The 22547-nt window shown below is 68.4% G+C and carries 18 protein-coding genes and 1 pseudogene; 2 read left to right on the top strand and 17 right to left on the bottom strand.

What is annotated here, in order from left to right; genetic code table 11:
* Positions 1-6: 6 nt before the first annotated feature.
* The 10 genes from scpB to ACFQ9K_RS44680 form a co-directional block, all read right to left on the bottom strand.
* Positions 7-807 (bottom strand): SMC-Scp complex subunit ScpB, encoded by an 801-nt coding sequence (scpB, locus tag ACFQ9K_RS44635; RefSeq protein WP_378720908.1) that lies wholly within the window; start codon positions 805-807, stop codon positions 7-9.
* Positions 808-1223: 416 nt separating this feature from the next.
* Positions 1224-2186 carry a segregation and condensation protein A gene (locus ACFQ9K_RS44640; protein WP_378720910.1) on the bottom strand — a complete coding sequence of 321 codons (963 nt, stop codon included), beginning with the start codon at positions 2184-2186 and terminating at the stop codon, positions 1224-1226.
* 176 nt (positions 2187-2362) lie between these two features.
* Positions 2363-3307, bottom strand: a complete 945-nt coding sequence (locus ACFQ9K_RS44645) for a ParA family protein (protein WP_150408303.1) — start codon at positions 3305-3307, stop codon at positions 2363-2365.
* Positions 3308-3532: 225 nt separating this feature from the next.
* A complete protein-coding gene (locus ACFQ9K_RS44650) occupies positions 3533-3997 on the bottom strand; it encodes a cupin domain-containing protein (protein ID WP_378720891.1) in 465 nt (154 codons plus the stop codon).
* Positions 3998-4146: 149 nt separating this feature from the next.
* Positions 4147-5100 (bottom strand): site-specific tyrosine recombinase XerD, encoded by a 954-nt coding sequence (gene xerD, locus ACFQ9K_RS44655; protein ID WP_378720892.1) that lies wholly within the window; start codon positions 5098-5100, stop codon positions 4147-4149.
* Positions 5101-5112: 12 nt separating this feature from the next.
* A complete protein-coding gene (locus ACFQ9K_RS44660; RefSeq protein WP_378720894.1) occupies positions 5113-5775 on the bottom strand; it encodes an NUDIX domain-containing protein in 663 nt (220 codons plus the stop codon).
* 4 nt (positions 5776-5779) lie between these two features.
* On the bottom strand, positions 5780-7501 hold the full coding sequence (locus tag ACFQ9K_RS44665) for a CTP synthase (protein ID WP_378720895.1): 1722 nt from the start codon (positions 7499-7501) through the stop codon (positions 5780-5782).
* Positions 7502-7578: 77 nt separating this feature from the next.
* Positions 7579-8523: a copper transporter gene (locus ACFQ9K_RS44670; protein ID WP_378720896.1), complete on the bottom strand. Its 945-nt coding sequence runs from the start codon at positions 8521-8523 to the stop codon at positions 7579-7581.
* A gap of 13 nt (positions 8524-8536) precedes the next feature.
* Positions 8537-9751 carry a putative cytokinetic ring protein SteA gene (gene steA, locus ACFQ9K_RS44675; RefSeq protein WP_378720897.1) on the bottom strand — a complete coding sequence of 405 codons (1215 nt, stop codon included), beginning with the start codon at positions 9749-9751 and terminating at the stop codon, positions 8537-8539.
* A gap of 247 nt (positions 9752-9998) precedes the next feature.
* Entirely contained in the window at positions 9999-10283 is a 285-nt protein-coding gene (locus ACFQ9K_RS44680) for a hypothetical protein (RefSeq protein ID WP_378984553.1), read from the bottom strand.
* Positions 10284-11685: 1402 nt separating this feature from the next.
* Between ACFQ9K_RS44680 and ACFQ9K_RS44685 the strand changes: the two are divergent.
* Together ACFQ9K_RS44685 and ACFQ9K_RS44690 are read left to right on the top strand one after the other, a co-directional pair.
* Positions 11686-12414: pseudogene (locus ACFQ9K_RS44685) on the top strand (M23 family metallopeptidase); the annotation flags it as partial.
* A 118-nt stretch (positions 12415-12532) separates the two neighbouring features.
* Positions 12533-12952 carry an SRPBCC family protein gene (locus tag ACFQ9K_RS44690; protein ID WP_378720899.1) on the top strand — a complete coding sequence of 140 codons (420 nt, stop codon included), beginning with the start codon at positions 12533-12535 and terminating at the stop codon, positions 12950-12952.
* A gap of 732 nt (positions 12953-13684) precedes the next feature.
* On the opposite strand, the gene recN is transcribed toward ACFQ9K_RS44690, so the two are convergent.
* The 7 genes from recN to ACFQ9K_RS44725 form a co-directional block, all read right to left on the bottom strand.
* Positions 13685-15460: a DNA repair protein RecN gene (recN, locus tag ACFQ9K_RS44695; RefSeq protein WP_378720900.1), complete on the bottom strand. Its 1776-nt coding sequence runs from the start codon at positions 15458-15460 to the stop codon at positions 13685-13687.
* Entirely contained in the window at positions 15438-16439 is a 1002-nt protein-coding gene (locus tag ACFQ9K_RS44700) for an NAD kinase (protein ID WP_378720901.1), read from the bottom strand. The genes recN and ACFQ9K_RS44700 overlap by 23 nt, the downstream gene beginning before the upstream one ends.
* Entirely contained in the window at positions 16436-17257 is an 822-nt protein-coding gene (locus ACFQ9K_RS44705) for a TlyA family RNA methyltransferase (RefSeq protein ID WP_378720902.1), read from the bottom strand. Before ACFQ9K_RS44705 ends, ACFQ9K_RS44700 begins: the two co-directional genes overlap by 4 nt.
* A gap of 1 nt (position 17258) precedes the next feature.
* Positions 17259-17561, bottom strand: a complete 303-nt coding sequence (locus tag ACFQ9K_RS44710) for a hypothetical protein (RefSeq protein WP_378720903.1) — start codon at positions 17559-17561, stop codon at positions 17259-17261.
* A gap of 13 nt (positions 17562-17574) precedes the next feature.
* Entirely contained in the window at positions 17575-18483 is a 909-nt protein-coding gene (locus ACFQ9K_RS44715; protein ID WP_378720904.1) for an HAD-IIA family hydrolase, read from the bottom strand.
* Between the two features lie 245 nt (positions 18484-18728).
* A complete protein-coding gene (locus tag ACFQ9K_RS44720; protein WP_378720906.1) occupies positions 18729-19043 on the bottom strand; it encodes a hypothetical protein in 315 nt (104 codons plus the stop codon).
* Positions 19044-20265: 1222 nt separating this feature from the next.
* Positions 20266-21444, bottom strand: a complete 1179-nt coding sequence (locus tag ACFQ9K_RS44725; RefSeq protein ID WP_378984556.1) for a hypothetical protein — start codon at positions 21442-21444, stop codon at positions 20266-20268.
* Between the last annotated feature and the right edge of the window lie 1103 nt (positions 21445-22547).

Here is a 22547-nt window from a genome sequence, read left to right on the forward strand (position 1 = left end):
GTCCTGTCAGTCCTCGCTGCCGAGGTCCAAGTCGGCCTCGGCGGGTTTTTTCAGCCTGGTGTAACGGGGGTCCGTTTCCAGGCTCTCATTGATCTCATCGATCAGGTCGACGCCCGGGAGCAAGGGCGCCAGCGGCGGCAAATCGGTCAGCGACGCGAGTCCGATCCGTTCCAGGAACAGCTCGGTCGTGCAATACGTCGTCCCGTTGGTTTCCGGGTCGACACCTGCCTCGGCGAGCAGGCCCCTGGCCAGCAGCGTGCGCATCACCCCATCGACGTTCACGCCGCGCACCGCGCTGACCCTGGTCCGGGTCACCGGCTGACGGTATGCCACCACCGCCAGAGTTTCCAACGCCGCCCGCGTCAATTTGGTGCGGGCGCCATCGAGCAGCACCCGCTCGACATATGGTGCGTACTCGCTGCGAGTATAGAAGCGCCAGCCGTCCCCGACGAAACGCAGGTCGATCCCGCTCCCCCGCGCGGACAGCTCGGCCCGCATCTCCCGCAACGCCTCGTCCACCCGCTCGGTGGTGTCGTCCAACGCCGCCGCCAGCTGCTCTACCGGGGCCGGAGCGTCCACGACAAGCAACATCGCCTCCAACGCCGACCGGAATTCCGCGTCCTCCAGACGCTCCGGCGTGAACTCCGCCACTGTGTCCTCGGCGACTGGTGTCGCGTCGTAGGTGGTCGAGTTGGGAGCGTCGGTTTCCGGCGTCTCCGCCTTCGTTGCTGAGCTCGCGTCGGGGCCTGCGTCGTCCGCGTCCGAAGTCGCCGCGTGCCCGTTAGCGGAGGTCGCCTCGCCGGCCATCGCCGGCGCGCCGTTCGCGCCGGAGCGGGCGGCCTCGTCGGAGCGGGCGGCCTCGTCGGCAACTGTGGGCGCGGCGTGGGCGCCTGTGGATGTCGCCTTGCCGGCAACCGCGGTGGCAGTGTGCGATTCGGCGGTTGCGGTGTCCGCGTCTGCAGTCGCGGGGGCAGCAGCCGCGGTTGCGTCCGCGACGACTGAAATCCGGCCGCTCGATGCTGTGGCTCGGGAGGCCGGGGTTGCGGCGGCCGCGGTCCGAGCGGTGTTGTCAGCTGCGGATGAATCGGCGGACTCCGGCGCGGCGGTACCGGTTTCGCGCGCGGTGGCGTCTCCCGAGGTCGGCGCGGCGGAGTGGCCGGCGGTTTCGGGGGTGTCGGCCGGGAGGTCGGTGGCGTCCGCGACCTCCGCGTCCACGGAGTCGTTCACCCGTAGTCCTCCTCGATGTTCAGGTTCTGCTCGGCTTCGGGGACGTCGTCGCCGATCCAGCTGATGGACAGTTGGCCGAGCGGATCGGGCTGGTCGAACTCGATCGTTTTGCCGCGGTAGAGCTCGAGCAGGGCCAGGAAGCGGGCGACGATCTCGATCGGGGCGTCGCAGTCCTCGACCAGTTGGCTGAAGGTGGTCCAGCCGCCCTTGCCCGCCAGCTTCAGCCGCTCGAGCACGAGCGCGGCCTGTTCGGCGACCGAGATGGCGTGCGAGTGCAGGTGGTCGAGGCCGACCCTGGGCACAGGGCGCGGGCGGAACGCCGCGGCGGCGATCGCGGCGAACTCGTGCGCGTCTACTCCCAGCGTAACCTCGGGCAGCAGGCCGGCGAAGCACTCCTCCAGGCCGACCGCACGCGGGTATCGCCGCAGCGCGACGGCCTCCAGCTCGCCGAACAACTCGGCCACCTGCTTGAACGCCCGGTATTGCAGCAGCCGCGCGAACAGCAGGTCGCGCGCCTCCAGCAGCTCGAGGTCCTCGGCGTCGGTCATCTCCCCCGAAGGCAGCAGCCGCGCCGCCTTGAGGTCGAGCAAGGTGGCGGCGACGACCAGGAATTCGGTGGTCTGATCCAGGATCTTGTCCGCGCGCAGGGTAACCGCCGCGTCGTCCTCGGACAGCGCGGCGGTCAACGCCTTGGTATACGCGATGAATTCGTCGGTGACCTGGTGCAACGCCACCTCGGTGACGTCCAGCTTGCGCGAACTGATCAGGGTCAGCAGCAGATCGAACGGCCCCTGGAAGTTACTCAGCCGCAGATGAAAACCAGACTTCTTCGCATCCGCCGCCCCCTCCTCGGACCCGCCCGCCACCGCCGTGTCACCGGCGTCCGCCACACCAGCCGCGTCGTCCGCGATCGACACCGACAGCAAGTCGGAGTCGGCGGTCGCGGGCTGGTCGGGCATCTCGACATCATCGAGCACGGTGGTGTCGGGTGCTTCGCCCAGGTCCGGCGTGGCCGGTTCGTCGGTGCGCGCCGAGGCCCGCTCCAAGAGGTCGCCCGACGGGTGGTCGTCGCTATGCGCGACCCCTTGGCCGGTCGAGTGGGTGGTAGCGGATGGCGCGGCGTCGGTGCCGCCGATCACCGGCCCGACCGGTGGATGACTTCCCGCGCCATCGCCCGATACGCTTCGGCGCCACTGGATTTCGGCGCCCACGTGGTGATCGGCTCGCCGGCCACGCTGGCGTCGGGGAACCGGACGGTGCGCGAGATCGCGGCGTCGTAGACCAGATCGCCGAACACCTCGACGACGCGGGCCATGACCTGACGCGAATGGAGTAGTCGCGCGTCGAACATGGTGACCACGATGCCGTAGAGGCTCAGTCGCGGGTTCAGCCGATCGCGCACCTTCTCCACGGTGTCGTTCAGCAGCGCTAACCCGCGCAGCGAGAAGTATTCGCACTCCATCGGAATGATCACGCCATCGGCGCAGGCCAGCGCGTTGACGGTGAGCAGACCGAGCGACGGCTGACAGTCGATGATGATGTAGTCGTACCGATCGCGGATGGAATGCAGTGCGCGGCCGAGCGAATGCTCGCGGCCGACCTCGTTGACCAGCTGGATCTCCGCGGCCGACAGGTCGATGTTGCTGGGCAGCAGGTCCATGTTCTCGACCCGCGTCTGCATCAGCACGTCATCGATCGACCCCTTCGAACCGACCAGCAGGTCGTGCACCGTGAGGTCGAGATCATGGTGCGCCACACCCAATCCGGCGGACAGCGCGCCCTGCGGGTCCAGATCGACCAGCAGCACCTTGCGTCCGTATTCGGCCAGCGAGGCGCCGAGGTTGATGGTGGAGGTCGTCTTGCCGACGCCGCCCTTCTGGTTGCACATGGCGACGATGAGGGCGTCGCCGTGGCGTTCCAGCGGTGGCGGGTCCGGCACGAGGCGCAGGGGGCGTCCGGTCGGTCCGAGCGCCGCGTCCTCCGGGACTGGTTCGGCTCCGGTGCCCCACAGGGTTTCGGCCGCGGCTTCCGAGTACGGACCCGTGCGCTGTCCCGTGCGCGGCTCCGCCCCAGCACCCATCGGCGGCTCTGCCGCTTCGGCTGATGTCACGATCCGCTGCTCCTTATACGTTCCTGCCCGTTGCCTCGCCGAGCGTAGCGAGGCCGATCAGGCCCGACCCTCGCTTTCGTACGGTCCGACTCCCGATAGACGCTACCGCGTGCGAGGGTGCAAGTGCCGCGACGCGCGCGGCGTGTTCGCAGCACCACGCCGTGCCTCGAACAGCACGACGCTACCGTGTATCGCTCAGCGCCACTCCGGGTCACCGTCGAAATGCACGTCGAAGCGGTCGTGCAACTCGTCCATGCTGTCCCATTCCGCCTCCCCGCGGGCGATCCGGCCGAGCTGCCGGAAGTATTCGAACCGCACGATACCCGGCGTCAGCACGGCCAAGAACTCCGCGGGGCCGGCGGCGGACGCACCGAACGCGTGCACGATGCCGGGCGGGACGACGACGAGCCCGCCCTTACGCACCGAAGTCAATTCGCCGTCCACCAGAAACTCCATGGTGCCGTCGAGGACGTAGAAGATCTCCGTCGACTGCGTGTGGTGGTGCGGCCGAGTGCCATTCGCGCCCGCGGCGAGCACGAGGCGGTTCGCGCCGAACAGGCCCTCGGAGTTCTCGCTGTCCTCGAGCAGCCGGAAGGAACCGCCGCCGGGCAGCGCCACCGCTTCGACCTCGGCTTCCTGAACGATGAAAGACTTTGGCATTCAACCCACCTCGCGTCGCACACATCGAGGCGCGCACCTCGACAGTGAGATCAACCGGACTGAGGTCCAGTTTCTTCCGGGGGAGTTCGGCCTGTCCCAGTGCGTACGAGCAGTTGCTCAGCTTCGCCTGGCTGGTGGTTGTCGAGGGTTCAGCGGGCTCGGGGGTGGGCGGTGGCCCAGACCTCGCGCAGGGTGTTGACGGTTACCAGGGTGTAGATCTGGGTGGTGGTTACCGAGGCGTGGCCCAGGAGTTCTTGGACCACGCGGACATCCGCGCCGCCGTCGAGCAGGTGCGTGGCGAACGAGTGCCGCAAGGTATGCGGCGAGACGGTGGCGCCGATGCCCGCGCGCTCGGCCGCGGTCTGCAACACCTGCCAGGCGCTTTGACGCGACAGCCGACCGCCGCGCGCGTTCAGGAACAGCGCACCCGCGTTGCCTTTTCCGCTCGCCGCGAGCTTCGGCCGCCCGCGCACCAGATACGCGTCGACCGAGGCGAGCGCCGGTCGGCCGATCGGCACCATGCGCTGCTTGCCGCCCTTGCCGTGCAACACGACGGCGCGTTCCTCGGTGTCGATGTCGTCGACGTCGAGGCCGACCATCTCGGAAATCCTTGCGCCCGTGGAGTAGAGCAACTCCAGCAGCGCGCGATCGCGCAGCCCGCGCGGACCGCCGTCGGTGCCCGGCGCGGCATCGGGATCGCTGACCGAACCGCCGCCCGCGGCCTCCAGCAGCTTCAGCACCTGGTCATACGGCAGTGCCTTGGGCAACCTGCGGCCGGGCGCGGGCGGTTTCACCGCGTGCGCGACATCGGTGGTGGTCATTCCCTCGGCCGCGGCGAAACGGTGCAGCCCGCGCACCGCGATCAGCGCGCGCGCCACCGAACTGGCGGCCAGCGGCGGGAATTCGGTGCCGCCGGCCCGCAGCGCCATGGTGAACTCGGCGACATCGGCCTCGGCGACCTGATCGAGCGCGGTGATGCCGCGCCCGATCAGGAAGTCGAGATACCGGCCGAGATCACGCCGGTACGCGCCGAGGGTGTTGCGCGCGGCGCCGCGCTCGACCGCGAGATGGTCGAGGTAGGCGTCCAATTCCCGCGCGAGCACCGGCGGTCCCCGTCAGTCCGTCGACTTCGCGGCGGCCTTGCGGCGCAGGAACGCCGTCGGCTGACCGGGCCACGGCGCGTCCGCGGGACGTAGCTCGGTATCACCGGCCCGGGCAGCGGCCAGCGCGAGGACACCGGCCACGGCGGTCGCGTTGACGATCTCCCCGGCCAGCGCCGCGCGCACCGCCTGATCGACCGGCATCCGGACGATCTCCAGGTCGGCTTCCTCGTTCTCCGGCTCCGGCTGGTCGGTTTCGTAGAGCCCGCGGGCGCAGTAGACCCGCAGCGCCTCGTCGGTGAAGCCCGGCGAGAGCGCCACATCCACCAGCACCGCCCACTCCCGCGCGGCCAGCCCCGTCTCCTCGGCCAGCTCGCGTTGCGCGGCGACGAGCGGGTCCTCGCCGGGCAGGTCGAGCAGGCCGGCCGGCAGCTCGAGCAGCCGCCTGCCGATCGGATGCCGGTACTGGTTGATCAGCACCACGTTGTCGTCGTCATCGATCGCCGCGACGGCCACCGCGCCGTGATGCTCGATCACCTCACGCTCGGCGACCTTGCCGCCGGGCATGCGCACCTGGTCGAGCCGCAGCGCCAGGATGGCGCCGCTGTAGACGGTCTCGCTGGACACGGTCTCGAAATCGTGGCTGCCCTTTTCGGTGCTGCCACCGTCCTGCGTCATCGCCTTAGGCCTGATCCGCCGCGCTCACGAATTCCTCGTCCGGGATGTCCACCGGAAGGCGCTCGGCGAGCTTGTATTTCAGCGCCGCCGCGATGAGCGCCGCGAACAGCGGGTGCGGGCGGGTCGGGCGGCTCTTCAGCTCCGGGTGCGCCTGGGTGGCGACGAAGAACGGGTGCACGTCGGCGGGCAGTTCGACGAACTCGACCAGGTGCCCGTCGGGCGAGGTGCCGCTGAACTTCAGGCCGCTCTTGGCGATCCGGTCGCGGTAGGCGTTGTTCACCTCGAAGCGGTGCCGGTGCCGTTCGGACACCTGCTCGCTGCCGTAGGCCTGCGCGACGACCGAGCCCTTCGCCAGGGTGGCCGGGTACGCGCCGAGCCGCATGGTGCCGCCCAGATCGGCCTCACCGGCGACGGCCTGTTCCTGATCGGCCATCGTGGAGATCACCGGATGCGGTGTGTCCGGCTCGAATTCGGCCGAGTTGGCCTCGGTCAGGCCGACCGAACGCGCCGCCTCGATGACCACGCACTGCAGGCCGAGGCACAGTCCGAGCAGCGGAATGCCGCGGGCGCGGGCATAGCGAATGGCGCCGACCTTGCCCTCGATGCCGCGGATGCCGAAGCCGCCGGGGATCAGCACCGCGTCCACGTCCCGCAGCGCGGCCTGCGCGCCGGCCGGGGTCTCGCACTCGTCCGACGGCACCCAGCGGATGAGCACCTTTGCGCGGGAGGCGAATCCGCCCGCGCGCAGCGCCTCGGTGACCGACAGGTAGGCGTCGGGCAGGTCGACGTACTTGCCGACCAGCGCGACCTCGACCGTCTCGCGCGGCGAGTGCACCCGGTCGAGCAGGTCGCCCCACACGGTCCAGTCCACGTCGCGGAACGGCAGCCCGAGCTTGCGCACCACGTAGGCGTCGAGGCCCTCGCGATGCAACACGCGCGGGATGTCGTAGATCGACGGCGCGTCCGGGGTGGAGATGCAGGCGTCCACGTCGACGTCGCACATCAGCGCGATCTTGCTCTTCAGCGCCTGCGGCACCTCGCGATCGCAGCGCAGGATCAGCGCGTCCGGCTGGATGCCGATGTTGCGCAGCGCCGCGACCGAGTGCTGGGTCGGCTTGGTCTTGAGCTCGCCCGAGGGGGCGAGGTAGGGCACCAGCGAGACGTGCAGGAAGAACACGTTGTCCCGGCCGACGTCGTGACGGATCTGCCGAGCCGCCTCGAGGAACGGCTGCGACTCGATGTCGCCGACGGTGCCGCCGATCTCGGTGATGACCACGTCGGGGGTCTGATCGTCGGCGTCCGGCGCGCTCATGGCGAGCACCCGGCTCTTGATCTCGTCGGTGATGTGCGGGATGACCTGCACCGTGTCGCCGAGGTACTCGCCGCGACGTTCCTTGGCGATGACTGTCGAATAGATTTGCCCGGTCGTGACATTCGCGTCCCGGGTCAGGTCCCTGTCCAGGAACCGCTCGTAGTGACCGACATCCAGATCGGTCTCGGCCCCGTCCTCCGTCACGAAGACCTCTCCATGCTGGAAGGGGTTCATCGTGCCGGGATCGACGTTCAGATAAGGGTCGAGTTTCTGCATCGTGACGCGCAGTCCACGCGCCGTCAACAGCTGACCGAGGCTGGAGGCGGTAAGACCTTTACCCAATGAGGAGGCGACTCCACCGCTGACGAAGATGTGCTTCGTGGCCGTTCGCGCCTGATTCCGTGTATGACCCACGGGTCTTCACGGTAACACGGATCAGGCGTCCAGTTCTAACGCCACGCACGTTTGCTGTCAGTTGGCCGGAACGGTTTCTAGCGCGGTGCCGATGCCAATGTGAGCGAGGTCGCCTTCTCGCCGGTGCCGTATCGGCCGGTGCCGCCGTTCAGCTGCTCGCTCAGCGCGAGCACGGTGGTGACGCGGCCGATTTCCCGGTCCAGGTTGTCGACGGTGCTGACCGAGGTGGCGAGCGGGCCGTCGGAGCGGACGACGGCGAGCGGGCCAGGGTTCTCCGCCGCGCCGGAACGCCCGGCGAGCACGACGCCCGCGCCGCGACCGCGCAGCGCGCCGGCGAAGCGGGCGATGTTCGCGCCCTGGCTGTTCTCGCCGGACTTCGCGCCGTTGCCGGTGATCACGATCGCGGACTGGGCCGGGCGCACCGGGGTGTCGCCGTAGGCGAGGAAGCCGCCGCCGCGCAGAGTCTCCAGCACGAGGCCGAGTTCCTGTGCGGTGCCGCGGGTTTGCCCGTTGGCCGGATCGACCAGCATGACGGTGCCGAGCAGGTCGCCGGCCAGGCTGCCCTGATCGACTGCGCCGGTGCGCAATTGGACGCCGGCCGGGATCAGGTTGGTGACCGCGGTGCGCATCCGATCGCCCTCGGTGGCGTCGACGAACGCGTCGGTGAGCGAGATCCGGCCGGTGATGGCGGCGCCGGAGGTCTCCAGCGACTTGGTCACGCCCTCGATGTCGGCGGGATCGGCGTCCGGGGTGGTGAACACCGCGACGCTGCGATCGGCCAGGGTGCCGCCGAGGATCCGGCCCGCATTACCGGCGATGAATCGGTCGGCCGAGTTCAGCTGATCGGTGAGCCTGCGGTTCTGGTCGGAGACGGTGTCGACCTGCTGACGCAGATCCGACTTGTCCGCACGCAATCCCGACAGCAGATCCGCGGCCAGCGTCTGCGAGCCGAGCACCACGCCGATGGCGAGGGCCAGGAAGATCGCCACGATCGAGACGGCGTGCTGGCGTAACGAGATCATCGTTCTCCCTTGGTCATTTGTCGCCCGCACCGACCAGGCCCTGCGCCCACAGCGCGAACCGGTCCCAGGTGTCGGTGGCCCAGGCGATGGCGTCGGTGCCGGTGTTGGAGGCGAGCAGCACCACGATCACCGCGATCAGCGCGGCCAGCACCACCAGCGCGATGCCGATGCCGGACACCCGATTGCGGTACAGCGTGGCCACCGCCTTCGCGTCCATCAGCTTGGTGCCGAGCTTGAGCCGGGTGAGGAAGGTCGCCGGGTTGCTCTCGCGGCGGCTGCGATCGAAGAAGTCGTCGAGGGTGGCGGCCGCGCCCGCGGTGACGATCAGCGACGCGCCGTGGTGGTGCGCCAGCAGCAGCGCCAGGTCGGCGGGCGCGCCGGTGGACGGGAAGGTGGTCGCGCCGATGCCGAGGTCCTGGATGCGTTCCAGGCCCTTCGCGTGCCCGTCGGTGTCGGCGGGCAGGATCACCTCGGCGCCGCATTTCAAGGTGGCGGAGGTGATCTCGTCCGGGTCGCCGACGATCAGGTCGGGGCGGTAGCCCTGCTTCATCAGGGTGTCCGCGCCGCGGCCGACGCCGACCATGATCGGCACGTACTCCTTGATGAACGGCTTGAGCCGCTTCAGGTCCTCGGCGTGATCCGGTCCGTCGGCGACGACGATCACGTGCCGGTGCTTCATCGATAGTTCCAGCTCCGGCACGCCGATGCCGTCGATCAGCAGCGCGCTCTCGGTGCGGATGAACTCGATGGTGTTGCCGGCGAACGCCTCCAGATGATCGGCGAGGCCGTTGCGCGCCTCGATCATCCGCTCGGCGATGTCGGAATCGGTCAGCTCGATGCCCTTGACCAGGACCTCGGGTTCCTTCTTGATCACCTTGTCGGCGTAGACGACGCCCTCGTCGATGCGGACCTTGATGCCGTCCTTGATCTTGCTGAACGCGTCCGAGCTCACCGTGTCCAGCAGCAGAATGTTGTTCGCCACCAGCACTTCCGGACCCAGGTTGGGATAGCGGCCGGAGATCGACGGCGAAGTGTTGATCACCGCGACCACCCCCGCCTCGACCAGCCGGTCGGCGGTGAGCCGGTCCAGGTCCATCTCGTCGAGCACGACGACATCGCCTGGTCCGACCCGTTTCAGCAGACGCCGGGTGTTGCGATCCACCCGGGCTATCCCGGAGAGGCCGGGCAGCGTTTCGGTGTTCCTCGACAACAACGCCAGCATCTTCATGGCCCCGATGCTCCCCCCAAACCCTCAACCTTTGGTGGAGGCGCGCCGAACCACCTACCACATACGTCACTGTGATAACAGTGACACGACTTACGACACGCGGAAGAACTCGTTGCAGGGGCGACTTCCGGGATGGTCCTATCCGGTAGAAGGCCAAGGATGGCACTACTTCTCGACCTTCTCCGGCCAAGCGAAATCCCGCCTCACGCTCGCCGGCGAATCGAACCGGCGCACGAACTACCCGTCGCTATTTTCCAGGCCAGTTGCTCAGCCATTGGAATTCCCCGCCCCGGACCCAGTACCCGAGATCGCCGCCCTCCGGCGACATGGCCTGGTAGAAGTACTGGTGGTGCCCACCCCCGGCCACCCAGACCGAACCGTCCCTGGACGGGGTGAACCCACCTTCCACATGCTGGCCGGTCTTGATGCAGTCGCCGGCCCGCATCGAGGACGTCGAGCCGAAGCTCTTACCTTTTCCGTACTTGTTCGTCGTGGTCTCTCGTCCGTTCTTGCCGCCGATCCAACCGGCCATCGCGTTGTAGCCTTCGTCTTTGCATACCTGAATTCGATCAGTGAGATATGCCGAAGGCTCCGCTGCGGCCGTGGGCATCACGCACGACATGCCCGCGACCACGAGCGCAGTGGCGACGCCGACTTCACCAGCACGCCATACCGATACGAAGTCCATTAGCCCGTTCCTCTCCTGATTGATCGCGATTTCCAGAACGCGGAGCGCACTGGCCGATCCAGACGCACCGTTCGGTATTCGGCACCGACACAGTGGCGGATGGGGCGGCTACATCAACGGAGATCATGTGGTGCCAGTCACATGGACGGGTTACTTCGCGCGCCTAACGAGCAAGACCGCTATCGTTTCGTTACCGTCGACCAGCCCCGACGACAACTCGACGTGACGTGACGAAGGACGACTGCGTGATGTGCCTCGAAATAGCCAGGGAGACCGGGCTTTTGCGCCGAAGACCAGACATTTCTCCGATATGTGCAGCTTCTGGACAAATGCGGCAAATGTGGTCAGCGCGATGAGCAGGCACTGGCCGGTCGGTACCGAGCGACGATCCGGGGCAGATCCGCGCAATTCGGACGAGCGACAGCAACGTTATAGCTATCAGCCGGGGTGGGCGGACTCGTGGCCTGATTTGGATGAGCCGTGGTCGAGCGAGGACCAGTGGGCAGTTGAAGATCAGTGGGCCGCGGCGGACCAAGGGGCCGCGGCGGATCAGTGGAATGCGGCGGATCAGTGGAATGCGGCGGATCGGTGGGCTGCGGCGGATCAGGTGGCTACAGGGGGTCAGTGGGTAGCCGAGGTTCAGTGGGCAGCTGGAGATCAGCGAGCCGCCGCGGATCAATACGCCGCGCGAGAGGCTCGAGAGCAATCCGCCGCCGAGGAACAGTGGGCCGCCGGAGATCAAGGGGCCCCTGGGGATCAGTGGGACGCGGCGAATCAAGGGGCCGCGGCGGAACAGTGGGCTGCGGCGAATCAGTGGGCCGCAGCGGATCAGATGGCCGCAGCGGATCAGTGGGCAGCTGGAGATCAGCGAGCCGCCGGGGATCGATACGCCGCGCGGGAGGCTCGAGAACAATCCGCCGCAGCGGAACAGTGGGCCGCCGGGACTCAAGGGGACGCAGGGGACCAGTGGAACGCGGCGAATCAATGGGCTGCCGGGGATCAATACGCCGCTCGGGACCAATCCACCGCAGGAGGTCGGCGGGTCGTAGGGGATCAGTGGAACGCGGCGAGTCAAGGGGCGGCCGGGGGTCGATACGCCGCCCGGGACCAATCCACCGCAGAGGGTCAGTGGGCCGCAACGAACCAGGGGGCCGCGGCGAATCAGGGGGACGGGCCGGATGACCGGTGGACGCGTTCCGACCAGCGGCCCGTAGCGGATCCGCGGTCGGTGCCCGCCGCTCGTCCAGCGCCATCCAAGCGCCGTGGTGGCAAGCACCGCATGCCCCCGCCGCCCGCCTCGCTGAAGGGTCGCGCGGCGATCGTCGCGGTCGCCGCCGGCGCGCTCGTCGCGGCGGGGCAGAACTTGATGACCACCACCACCGAGCAGGCGCCGGTGGAGAATGTGGCGCCGATGGCGCTCGGCCAGGCGCAGGCACTGCCGACGGAACCGGCCGCCACCGAGCCAGGCCTGCTCGACGAGGGGCCGGTCGACCTCGGTCAGTTCAGCGACATCCTGAGCAACGGCAGCAAGGTCGCCGAGGAGATGACGGCGGAGGCGCAGGCGAAGCTGCGTCCGCTGTTCATGAAGTTCACCACCGGCACCTTCACCTCTGGGTACGGAATGCGCTGGGGCGCACTGCATCCGGGCGTGGATGTCGCCGCACCCATCGGAACCCCGATCGTCGCGGTCGAGGACGGCACGGTGATCAGTTCGGGGCCGGCCGCCGGGTTCGGCATGTGGGTGCGGTTGCTCGGGGACGACGGCACGGTCACGGTGTACGGCCACATCAACACCTCGCTGGTCAGCGTCGGCCAGCACGTGATGGCCGGCGACGAGATCGCCACCGTCGGCAACCGCGGCGAAACCACCGGGCCGCACTGCCACTTCGAGGTCTGGCTCAACGGCACCGACCGCATCGACCCACTCCCCTGGCTCGCCACCCGCGGCATCAGCCTCGGCCAAGAACGCGACTGACGGCGCATGCCTTCGATGCATCGAGTTAACTGTCTGTGACACCGGTTACATCGACACACGGGACGCCAAGGTAATACCTATATGCTGCCCGTCACAGGTAACTCGAAGAGGAGACCCCATGGCCAGCACGACCGTCGACGCCGTCATCGCCGCCCCGCGTGATGTGGTGTACCGGCTCTTCGCCGACCGCGAGAGCATCAGCCCCTACCTCCCGATCAACGTCAAGCTGACCAAGCCCGGGCTGACCGAGCGCGAGGGAGTCGGCGCCCAGCACCTCCTCGGCGTCGGCCCGGTCGGCATCACCGAGGAGATCACCAAGCTGGTTCCCGGCGAGCGAATGGAATACAAGGTCGTCAAGGGCGCCCCGGTAAAGCGCCACATCGGCGTCGTCACCTTCACCGACACCGACAACGGCACCCTGGTCTCCTACACCATGGAATCCGACCCCACCCTCCCCGTCCCCACCAAGGTCCTGGAACTGGGCCTCAAAAACCTGATCACCCAATTCATCAAGGCAGCCCAGAAGGCCGTCCGCTAACCCACACCCCAGCCGCACCCCTTCTGACCTCCCGCACCCAACTCGCCGCGCCGACACGCGTGCGGATGTCAAAAGGGGTATGGCTGCGACCGACTCGCCGCGGCTCCCCGGCGTGAACACTGCGAATGCTGTGCGCCAGCCGCCGATATCAGCCGCAAGCGCCGCACAAGCGCGCCCGCAGAACCAGAACAGCCCACGCGCGAGTTCACCACAACCGCCGCACGCCTTCTGACTTCCCGCACCCCAACTCGCCGCACCAACACGCGTGCGGATGTCAAAAGGCATGGGGCTGCAGACGACTCGCCCAGGACTCGACACGAGCGCCACGAAGGCCGAGCTGCCGGTCAGCCGCAGAACAATCGGACCCCGCGGCTCCAGCAGCTCCACCCGTATCGACCGCATAGGAACCGTGGCGAGTGCGCAGCAGCGGCACACCGTTCGACTTCCCGCACACAGACTCGCCGCCCTGACACGCGTGCGGATATCAAAACGTGTGCGGCTGCGGACGGCTCGCCCAGGAATGCTCGACGCGAGTGCCGCCAAGGCTGGGTGCTAGTCGGTGGTGTTTGACCACAGGCTGAACAGTCGCGCAGCGAGAACTGCACCAGCTTCACGCATGACGGCGGCAGAATGCCGGGCGCGCGTTCGCCACTAGACGCACGCGTTTTGATCTCCCGCACCCAGACTTGCCGCACTGACGCGCGTGTGGACGTCGAACGGGGCGGTTGGGGGTTAGACGGTTGCGCCGGACTTTTCGGCTCGGGCGAGGTCGAGGAGTTCTTCGGCGTGGGCTCGGCCGGTTTCGGTGTCGTCCAAGCCGGCCAGCATGCGGGCTAGTTCGATGACGCGCTCGTCCTTGGTCAGGGCGTGGACGCCGCTGTTCACCTTGCCCTTGCCGTCGTCGGACTTGTCCACCACCAGGTGGGTGTCGGCGAAGGCGGCGACCTGGGGCAGGTGGGTGACCACGATGACCTGGTGGGTGCGGGCGAGGCGGGCGAGCCTACGGCCGATCTCGACCGCGGCGCGGCCGCCGACGCCGGCATCGACCTCGTCGAACACCATGGTCGCGCCGTGATCGGAACTGGCCAGCACGACCTCGAGGGCGAGCATCACCCGAGACAGCTCACCACCGGACGCGCTCTTGCTCAACGGCAGCGACTGCGCACCGGAGTGCGCGGACAACCGGAACTCCACCTCGTCGATGCCGGACGACCCGGCGTGCACTTCTTTCCCGTCGACGGTCAGCGGCGCGGAGTCCTGCGGGCTCGCGGGCATCGGCCGGACCTCGACCTCGAGCTTGGCCTTCCCCATGGCGAGTCCGCCCAATTCGGCGCTCACCGCGGACCCCAGCTTGCCCGCCGCCTTCTTGCGCGCGGCACTCAACTTGCGTGCCGCCTCCCGAACCCGCTCGGCCGCGATATCGACCTCGGCCGCCAACGCCGCCAGGGTCTCCTCGGACACGTCGAGCGAACCGAGCTTCGCGCGCGCATCGTCGGCCCACGCGATCACACCGTCGATATCGGGCGCGTACTTGCGGGTCAGAGACTTGAGCTCGGCCTGGCGGGTGAGCAGCGAGTCGAGCGCACCGGGATCCGACGGCAGATCCGACAGATAACCGCTGAGCTCGGTGGTCAGGTCGACCACCACCGCGATCGCCTCACCGAGCCGAGGTCCGAGCGCGGCCAGCGCCGGATCGTCGGCCGCGTCGATGCGCGCGAGCGCGGCACCGAGCAATTCCAGTGCGCCGGAACCCTCTTCGGGCGAATCCACAGGACCGGCGAGCGCGTCGTGCGCGGTCGTCGCGCCCTCGCGCAGCGAATCGAGATCGCTGAGCCTGCGCACCTCGTCGACGATGCGCACGTCCTCGCCGGGTTCCGGTGCGATGGCGTCGATTTCGGCCAGCGAATGCTGGAGCCGGTCCGCCTCCTGCGCCAATTCCCTACTGCGCGCGGTGCGTTCGAGCAGTTCGGTGCGCGCGTCCAGCCAAGCACGGCGCTGCACAGTGTATTTGCGCAACAGCGGACCGACGGTGTCGGCGGCGAACTGGTCGAGCGCGGACAACTGCTGTTCGGGGCGCTGCAACCGCAGCTGGTCGTTCTGGCCGTGCACGGTCAGCAGCGACGCGGTGAAATCGGCCAGGACCGAGGCGGGCACGCCGCGACCACCGAGATGCGCGCGCGAGCGGCCGTCGCTGCCGACGGTGCGGATGGCGATGATGCTGCCGTCGTCATCCTGTTCGGCCGCAGCCGATTCCAGCACCTGCGCCACTTCGGCACGGGCGGCGTCGTTCACGTCGTCGACGGTGAACCGGCCCTCCACCACCGCGCGCGCGGCGCCGAGCCGGACCCGGCCCGGGTCGGCCCGCGCACCGCTCAGCAGGTGCAGGCTGGTGACCACCATGGTCTTGCCCGCGCCGGTCTCACCCGTGAGAACCGTGAGACCCTCGTGGAATTGCGCCGTGGCCGTCGATATGACGCCAAGACCATCAATCCTGATCTCTGTCAGCACCGAGTTCACCCTCCCCGCCGGCTCCGCCGGCTGCCGTCCCCCCTATGCTCTCCGTCCGCCGCCGGCCACGCCAGCCGGTCACGGGCAATTGGAACTTGCGCACCATCCGGTCCGCGAACGGCGCGGAATCCAGCCGCACCCAGCGCACCGGTTGCACACCGCGAACCGCCTCCAGGCGACCGCCGCGCGGTAGGTCGATGCTGCGCCTGCCATCCAGGAAAACTATCGCATCGTGTCCGGTGGCCACGCATTCCACCGCGATCCGCGAGGCCGGGCTGGTCACCAGCGGCCGCGCGAACAGCGCGTGCGCGTTGCTCGGAACCACCAGCAGCGCTTCGAGTTCCGGCCACACCACCGGGCCGCCCGCGGAAAACGCGTACGCGGTCGAACCGGTCGGAGTGGAGATCAGGATACCGTCGCAGCCGAACGACGACACCGGCCGCCCGTCCACCTCCAGCACCAGCTCCAACACGCCGGTGCGGGAGGCGTTTTCGATGCTGCCCTCGTTCAGCGCCCAGCCGGTCTGCACGACCTCGTCATCGACACGCACGGTGAAGTCGATGGTCATCCGCTGTTCGATGCGGTAGTCGCCGCGAACCACGTGGGCCAGTGCGTCGTCCAGGTTCTCGGCTTCGGCTTCGGTCAGAAAACCGATGCGGCCCAGGTTGATTCCCAGCACCGGCACCTCGGCCGGACGGGCGAGTTCGGCGGCGCGCAGGAACGTTCCGTCACCACCGAGCACCAGCACCATCTCGCAGCCGACCGCGGCGTCCGGACCGTGCTCGACCACCCGCACCGGGTAACCGCCCGCCGCGGCCTCGAACCGGGTATCGACGGCCTCGTCGGCCAGCACCCGCAGGCAGATGCCCGCATCGGCGAAGATCTTCGCCACCCGGTGGGCGGTCTCGATGATCTCCGCCCGGCCCGGATGCGCCACCAGCAGGATCTCCCGGCCATCCGACCTGATCGCCGCGTTCACTGTGGACCCTCCTCGACCGCACGCTCGACGAGAGCGGCGACTCGCTCACCGTCGTCTTCCGGCTGCTCGTCCTTGCGCAGCCACACGAAGTATTCGACATTGCCCGACGGGCCCGGCAACGGGCTCGCCACTACGGCCTCGGTGCGCAGGCCGAGCGCCGTGGCGGCGGTGGTGACGTCGCGAACGGCCTCGGCGCGCAACGCCGGATCGCGCACCACGCCACCGGTGCCGACGCGGTCCTTGCCAACCTCGAACTGCGGTTTCACCATCGGCAGTAGGTCGCCGCCCGGCGCGGTGCAGGCGGCCAGTGCGGGCAACACCAGGCCGAGGGAGATGAAGGACAGGTCGCCGACGACCAATTCGACGGTACCGCCGATGGTTTCGGGGGTGATGCCACGGACGTTGGTGCGATCGACGACGCGGACCCGGTCGTCGTTCTGCAACCGCCAGATGAGCTGGCCGTAGCCGACGTCCACCGCGACCACCTCGCGAGCCTCCCGCGAGAGCAGCACATCGGTGAAGCCACCGGTCGAGGCGCCCGCGTCGAGGCAGCGTTTGCCCGCGACGGAAAGCCCCGCGGGCTCGAAGGCGGCCAGTGCGCCTAGCAGTTTGTGCGCACCCCGCGAGGCCCAGGAGACCTCGTCGGGCTGCTCACGAACCAGCAGCGGGGTGCCCGCCTCGACGGCGGTCGCGGGTTTCACCGCGACCGTTCCAGCTATCAGGACCCGACCGGCGCCGATCAGCTCGACCGCGTGTTCCCGCGATCTCGCCAATCCGCGGCGAACCAGTTCGGCGTCCACGCGCGCGCGTCTGGCCACCTCAGATCTTGTCCACCGTGGCCAGTGCCTGCACGAGCACGTCGTGCGCCTGTTCCAGGATGCGCGCGCGGCGGGTGATGTCGGTGCCCGACTCGGCGCCCTCGGCCGACGAGCCCGGCCAGCTGGTACGCGTGGCGAGTTCGGTGAGCAGGCCGTCGATCTCGCTGCGGATGCGCTCCGGATCGGCCGGCTCCGGACGCCCTGGACCGCCAGGCAGATGCTGACCGGGCAGCGGCGGCCCCGGGCGGGGTCCGTTCGCGCCGGGCATACCGGGGCCGGTGGGGCGGGGCATGGGAGTAGTCATCGTGGCGTCAACGCTATCGGATTTCCGAACCGGACGCGCGTACCGTCACGGCTCGTCCCGGGTTGCGCCGCAACCGGTCGGCCAGGTGCGCGGCGAGGTCGCTCGGGTCGGTGTCCGATTCGGCGGGAATCGGCGGGTGGTTGAGCGCGTCCAGGGAGTCGGCGACGTAGGTGGGGATGGACTCGGCGGCCGCGTCTTTCAGCTCGTCGAGGGTGCTGACGCCGGTCAGGACCAGCAGGGACTCCAGGCCGACGGTGTTCGCGCCCTCGATGTCGGTGTCCAGGCGGTCGCCGACGACCAGGGCGCTGCGGGTTCCGGCACGCACGAGCGCGTCCTCGAGCAGGGGCGCGTAGGGCTTGCCCGCGACGATCGGCTCGCGTTCGGACGCGGCGCGCAGGGCGGCGACCATCGAGCCGTTGCCGGGAGCTAGGCCGCGTTCGTTCGGCAGGGTCTTGTCGGTGTTGGCGGCGACCCACAGTGCGTCCGCGCGCAGGGCATAGGCCGCTTCGGCGAGGTCGGCCCAGCAGGTTTGGGGTGAATGTCCTTGTACGACAGCGGCGGGCGGGGTGTCGTCGAAGCGGCGGATCGGGCGCAGGCCCACCGCGGTCACCTCGGCGGCCAGGTCGTCGGTGCCGATGATCAGCACGTCCGCGCCCGGGGCGAGTCGTTCGGCGAGCAGGCGGGCGGCCGCCTGGGCGCTCGTCACCACCTCATCGGTGCTCGCGCGGAAACCGAGTTCGGTGAGATGCGCGGCGACCGTCTCCGGTCCCCGGCTCGCGTTGTTCGTGACGTACATCAGCCGCTGCGCGGATCCGTCGTCGGCCAGTGCCGCAGGCGCACCCTCGATCACCGCGTGCCCGCGGTACAGGGTGCCGTCCAGATCCAGCAGCAAGGCCTCGTAGCGATCTCGTAGCCGCTCCACACCACTCTCCGTGTCACCGATCGGCCGGGGCCGAATTACGTATCCGCCGGACATCCGGAACCACACCGAGGCGCCCTCGGCCGGTCCGAGACATCCGAACACTACGCCAGACGGACGACAAGAAACGCAACGCACCGATCCCGCAACGAACCACATCCAGCGTTCCGCGGCTATGGAAACGACGAGCGGGACATGACGGTGCGGTATCTCACGATCTACCGCGGTCATGTCCCGCTCGATTTGCCTCAGCTGGTGACGCAGTTGCCTTCGCCGTCGGCCTTGCCGTACTTCGGCGACATGATGCCGGGGACGGAGCAATCCGTGTCCTTCGGCATCGGGACGAACTGGACGACATCCTCGCCGGCCTTGTGGCAGGTGGCCTTCGCGCTCACACCACCAGGGAGGTTGATGCTTTCGGTGTACTCGAGGCCGGCCTGCTCGCAGGCCTTCTTGGCCTCCTGGCCGTAGTTGGTCGGCTCCGCGCCGGCCGAGGCGGCGCCCATCGCGGTCAGCGCCGCGGCGGCCAAGCCGACGAATACAGTGGCCCGAACACTACTCATCCTGCATCTCCTTGAAATCAGACAGTCCCGTGACGTATCGCTGACCCGCATCGCGACCCCGGGCAACCAGCCGAAGCCGGCACACCCCTGGCGATTTCGCGCCACAAGAACCCTACGTGGTCCCCCCAAGGCTAGTTGTGCGTTCCACCGAAGAGTTCAACGGGCACAACGAATCCCGCTGAGCGAGCCCGCAATTCAAAGAACTGGACGGCCCGCTTTTGGGGGCTTGACGGATTTCGCACTGGTAGTCATGGGTGCGCGCAGTGGTCGGCATTGCCGACAGGGGTCTCGGAAATGACGCCGATAAGCCAGGTCGCCCCAATCGATATGCGGCACATGAACTGAACGGGATAACCCCTTGAATTGGCACGTCAAGACCAGTGGACACTTCATTCGAGCCCTCGCGATCCAGCATCATGCAACTGACCCGCAACGACCGCCTACGAACCTGGATGAGCCGTAACCCGAGCATGCGCTCGACCCCCAACTCGACGTGCAGCTGTAATCACACCTCACCCCAATAGCCAACAGCCGCAAACCTTCTGACCTCCCGCACACAGACTTGCCGCCCCAACACGCATGCGTTTGTCAGATGTGCGTCTTAGGCACGTGGTGGCGCGGGTCCCGCCAACCGGAAACACTATGTCCCGCTCGGCAGCTCCATTCCCAGCGAGGTCCATCAGGCACCCGGTCGATCGCACGGCCTCCACATCGCACTCACCCACGTCCCGTTCAGTGCCAAGCAGTTCACCGAACGGGACATAGTGACGATGACACGCCGGTTTTGGCACCCTCATGTCCCGTTCGACGGGGTGCGGGTTGCTGTGTGGGACGTGGTGGCGGGGAGGTGCTGGTTTGGGCTCATCGGGGCCAGGTTCGATGAGGGGGCCAGGTGGTTTGGCGGGGCACAGCGTGATGGCTCGTTCGCCGACCGAGGTGGGGGTGTCAGGCGGACTGTCGCGGCGGTGTTCGGGAGATGGCCGTGGGCTTCTCGGCGCATCCTTCGAAGTCGCCTCACTGACGATAAGCCCCTGCGCGGCGGCACCAGACGAGGCCGGCGCAGCAAAGACTTACGAGTACACGCCGCGTCCCCAAAATGCCTGCTAGACAAAGATTTCGCTGCCGTGCCGTTCGGTTGAACGACTGGGCTCGGAGCGGAGTTCGGCAGCGCGCGGGTAGGCGGTGGGCTCGCCGACCGGGGTCGGCGAGGGCGCGTGTCGGGCTACAGTTCGAGGTCGTCGGTGGGTTGGGGGCCGCCGGTCAGTTCTTCGGCGCGCTCTTCTGCGTCGGTTTCGCCGTCGAGGTCGGCGGAGGCCGCGTTGAGGAACCAGGTGAGGCCCTCTTGGGTGCGACCGGCGGCGACGAGGGCGTCGGCGTAGGCGTAGAAGAGGCGGGCGGCGGCGGAGCCGGTGCGCGAGGGGTCGAGTTCCGACGTTTGCAGGGTGACCACGGCTTGGTCGTATTCGCCGAGGTCCATGCGGGCGCCGGCGACGACGATGCGCAGTTCGGTGGCCTCGTCGCCGGTGAGGGCACGGGCCTCGTCGCTGCGGCCCAACTCGATGGCGCGTTCGGGACGGCCGAGGCCGCGTTCGCAGTCGGCCATGACGGCGAGCAGGCCGGACCCGCCGGACATCCGGCGGGCGGTGCGCAGTTCGGAGAGGGCCTCGGCCCATTCGCCCGCGTGATAGGCGGTGACGCCTGCGGTTTCGCGGACGACGGCAATGCGGCCCGCGCGTTGCCGGGCGGCACGCGCGTGTGCCAGGGCCAGGCGTGGGTCGTCCTCGATCAGCTTGGCGGCCATCACGAGGTGACGGGCCACGGCCTCCGCGTTGGACTTGTCCAGACTCAGCAGGTCGCGGCGGACCGCCGGATCCAAGTCGGCCGGCTGCACGTCATCGGGAAGATCGGGCTCCTCGGGACGCGGCGGCCGCCGATCCTGCGAGCGATCGCCGCCAGCGCCGGTGCGCGCACCTTCGCCCCCGCGCCGCCGATCATCAGGGCCGTTGCCCCGCGAATCGCTGCGGTCGAACCCACGGCCACCGGAATCACCACCCCGCTTGAACCCGCCGCGATCACCCGAATCACTCCGACCACCGGAGCCACCGCCACGATTGAAACCACCACGGTCACCGGAATCGCTGCGCCCGCCGGAGTCTCCGCCACGGTTGAAACCGCCACGATCGCCCGAACCACTGCGATTGAAACCGCCACGATCACCAGAGCCACCGCCACGGTTGAAACCGCCACGGTCCCCAGAGTCACTGCCACGGTTGAAACCGCCCCGGTCACTGGAACCACCACGCTGGCCGGAATCGCTGCGCCCACCGGAGTCGCCACCGCGATTGAAGCCGCCACGATCACCGGAACCACCGCCGCGATTGAAACCACCGCGGTCACCCAAGTCACTACCGCGGTTGAATCCGCCACGATCACCGGAACCACCACGGTTATAGCCACCGCGATCGCCGTCCCGGTTAGAGCTGCCGCGATCGTTGGAATCGCCACCGCGGTTGAAACCGCCACGGTTTCCGGAGTCGCCGCTGCGATTGAATCCGCCGCGATCGGCCGAACCACCGCGATTGAAACCGCTACGGTCACCCGAGTCGTTGCCACGATTGGATCCGCGATCTCCGGAACCGCTGCGGTTGAAGCCGCCTCGATCGCCGGAACCGCTGTCGCGGTTAGAGCTGCCACGATCGCTGGAATCACCGCTGCGGTTGAAGCCACCCCGGTTGCCCGAATCGCCACCACGGTTGAAACCGCTGCGATCACTCGAACCACCGCTGCGGTTGAAACCGCTGCGATCACCCGAGTCGCTGCCACGATTAGATCCGCGGTCGCTGGAGTCGCTGCGATTGAAGCCGCCGCGTTCATTCGAGTCGCCACGACGGTTGAAGCCGCGCTCGCCGGAGCCACCGCTGCGGTTGAAGCCGCCACGGCTGTCCGAATCGCCACGGCTGGAGCTGCCTGAAGGGCCGGAGCCCTCGCGGCGCTGGTATCCACCGCGGTCGCCGGAGCCGGATCGGTCGCCGGAGTTACCGCGCTGGGCGGAGTCGCCGCGCTGGTTGAATCCGCGGCCGGCGGAGTCGCCGGAGCCGCTGCGATCGCCGGTGTTGTTGCTTCGTTTGAAGCCGCCGCGCTGGCCGCTTTCGCGGTCGGGGCGGTTCCTGGAGGAGTCGCCTGCGGTGCCACCGCTGCCCTGAGCTGGGCGGTCGGATCCCTCGCCGCGCGGGGAGGACTTCCGGTCGTCGTTCTGTTCCGACACGGTGATCCCTTTCTGAGGTCCGCAAGAGTGGTCGGGGCCCCACAAATTCAATCACGTGTCTTGGTGGGGGCCTGACACGGCGACGTCGTTTCGGCACTCGAGGTGCTGAAACGACGATAGGGGACCCAGAATCTGGGTCCCCTATCGTGAAGGATGTTCCGGCGGTGTCCTACTCTCCCACACCCTGTCGAGTGCAGTACCATCGGCGCTGGCAGGCTTAGCTTCCGGGTTCGGAATGG

The organism is Nocardia sp. NPDC056564 (assembly GCF_042793755.1).
GTDB lineage: Bacteria > Actinomycetota > Actinomycetes > Mycobacteriales > Mycobacteriaceae > Nocardia.

Excerpts from the sequence above, each read along its gene's own strand:
- ACFQ9K_RS44645 (WP_150408303.1), bottom strand. The coding sequence starts at position 3,307 with ATGGGTGCTGGGGCGGAGCCGCGCACGGGACAGCGCACGGGTCCGTAC.
- ACFQ9K_RS44690 (WP_378720899.1), top strand. The coding sequence starts at position 12,533 with ATGGCCAGCACGACCGTCGACGCCGTCATCGCCGCCCCGCGTGATGTG.
- ACFQ9K_RS44650 (WP_378720891.1), bottom strand. The coding sequence starts at position 3,997 with ATGCCAAAGTCTTTCATCGTTCAGGAAGCCGAGGTCGAAGCGGTGGCG.
- ACFQ9K_RS44660 (WP_378720894.1), bottom strand. The coding sequence starts at position 5,775 with ATGACGCAGGACGGTGGCAGCACCGAAAAGGGCAGCCACGATTTCGAG.
- ACFQ9K_RS44720 (WP_378720906.1), bottom strand. The coding sequence starts at position 19,043 with ATGAGTAGTGTTCGGGCCACTGTATTCGTCGGCTTGGCCGCCGCGGCG.
- ACFQ9K_RS44670 (WP_378720896.1), bottom strand. The coding sequence starts at position 8,523 with ATGATCTCGTTACGCCAGCACGCCGTCTCGATCGTGGCGATCTTCCTG.
- scpB (WP_378720908.1), bottom strand. The coding sequence starts at position 807 with ATGGCCGGCGAGGCGACCTCCGCTAACGGGCACGCGGCGACTTCGGAC.
- ACFQ9K_RS44640 (WP_378720910.1), bottom strand. The coding sequence starts at position 2,186 with ATGCCCGACCAGCCCGCGACCGCCGACTCCGACTTGCTGTCGGTGTCG.
- steA (WP_378720897.1), bottom strand. The coding sequence starts at position 9,751 with ATGAAGATGCTGGCGTTGTTGTCGAGGAACACCGAAACGCTGCCCGGC.
- ACFQ9K_RS44710 (WP_378720903.1), bottom strand. The coding sequence starts at position 17,561 with ATGACTACTCCCATGCCCCGCCCCACCGGCCCCGGTATGCCCGGCGCG.
- ACFQ9K_RS44680 (WP_378984553.1), bottom strand. The coding sequence starts at position 10,283 with ATGGCCGGTTGGATCGGCGGCAAGAACGGACGAGAGACCACGACGAAC.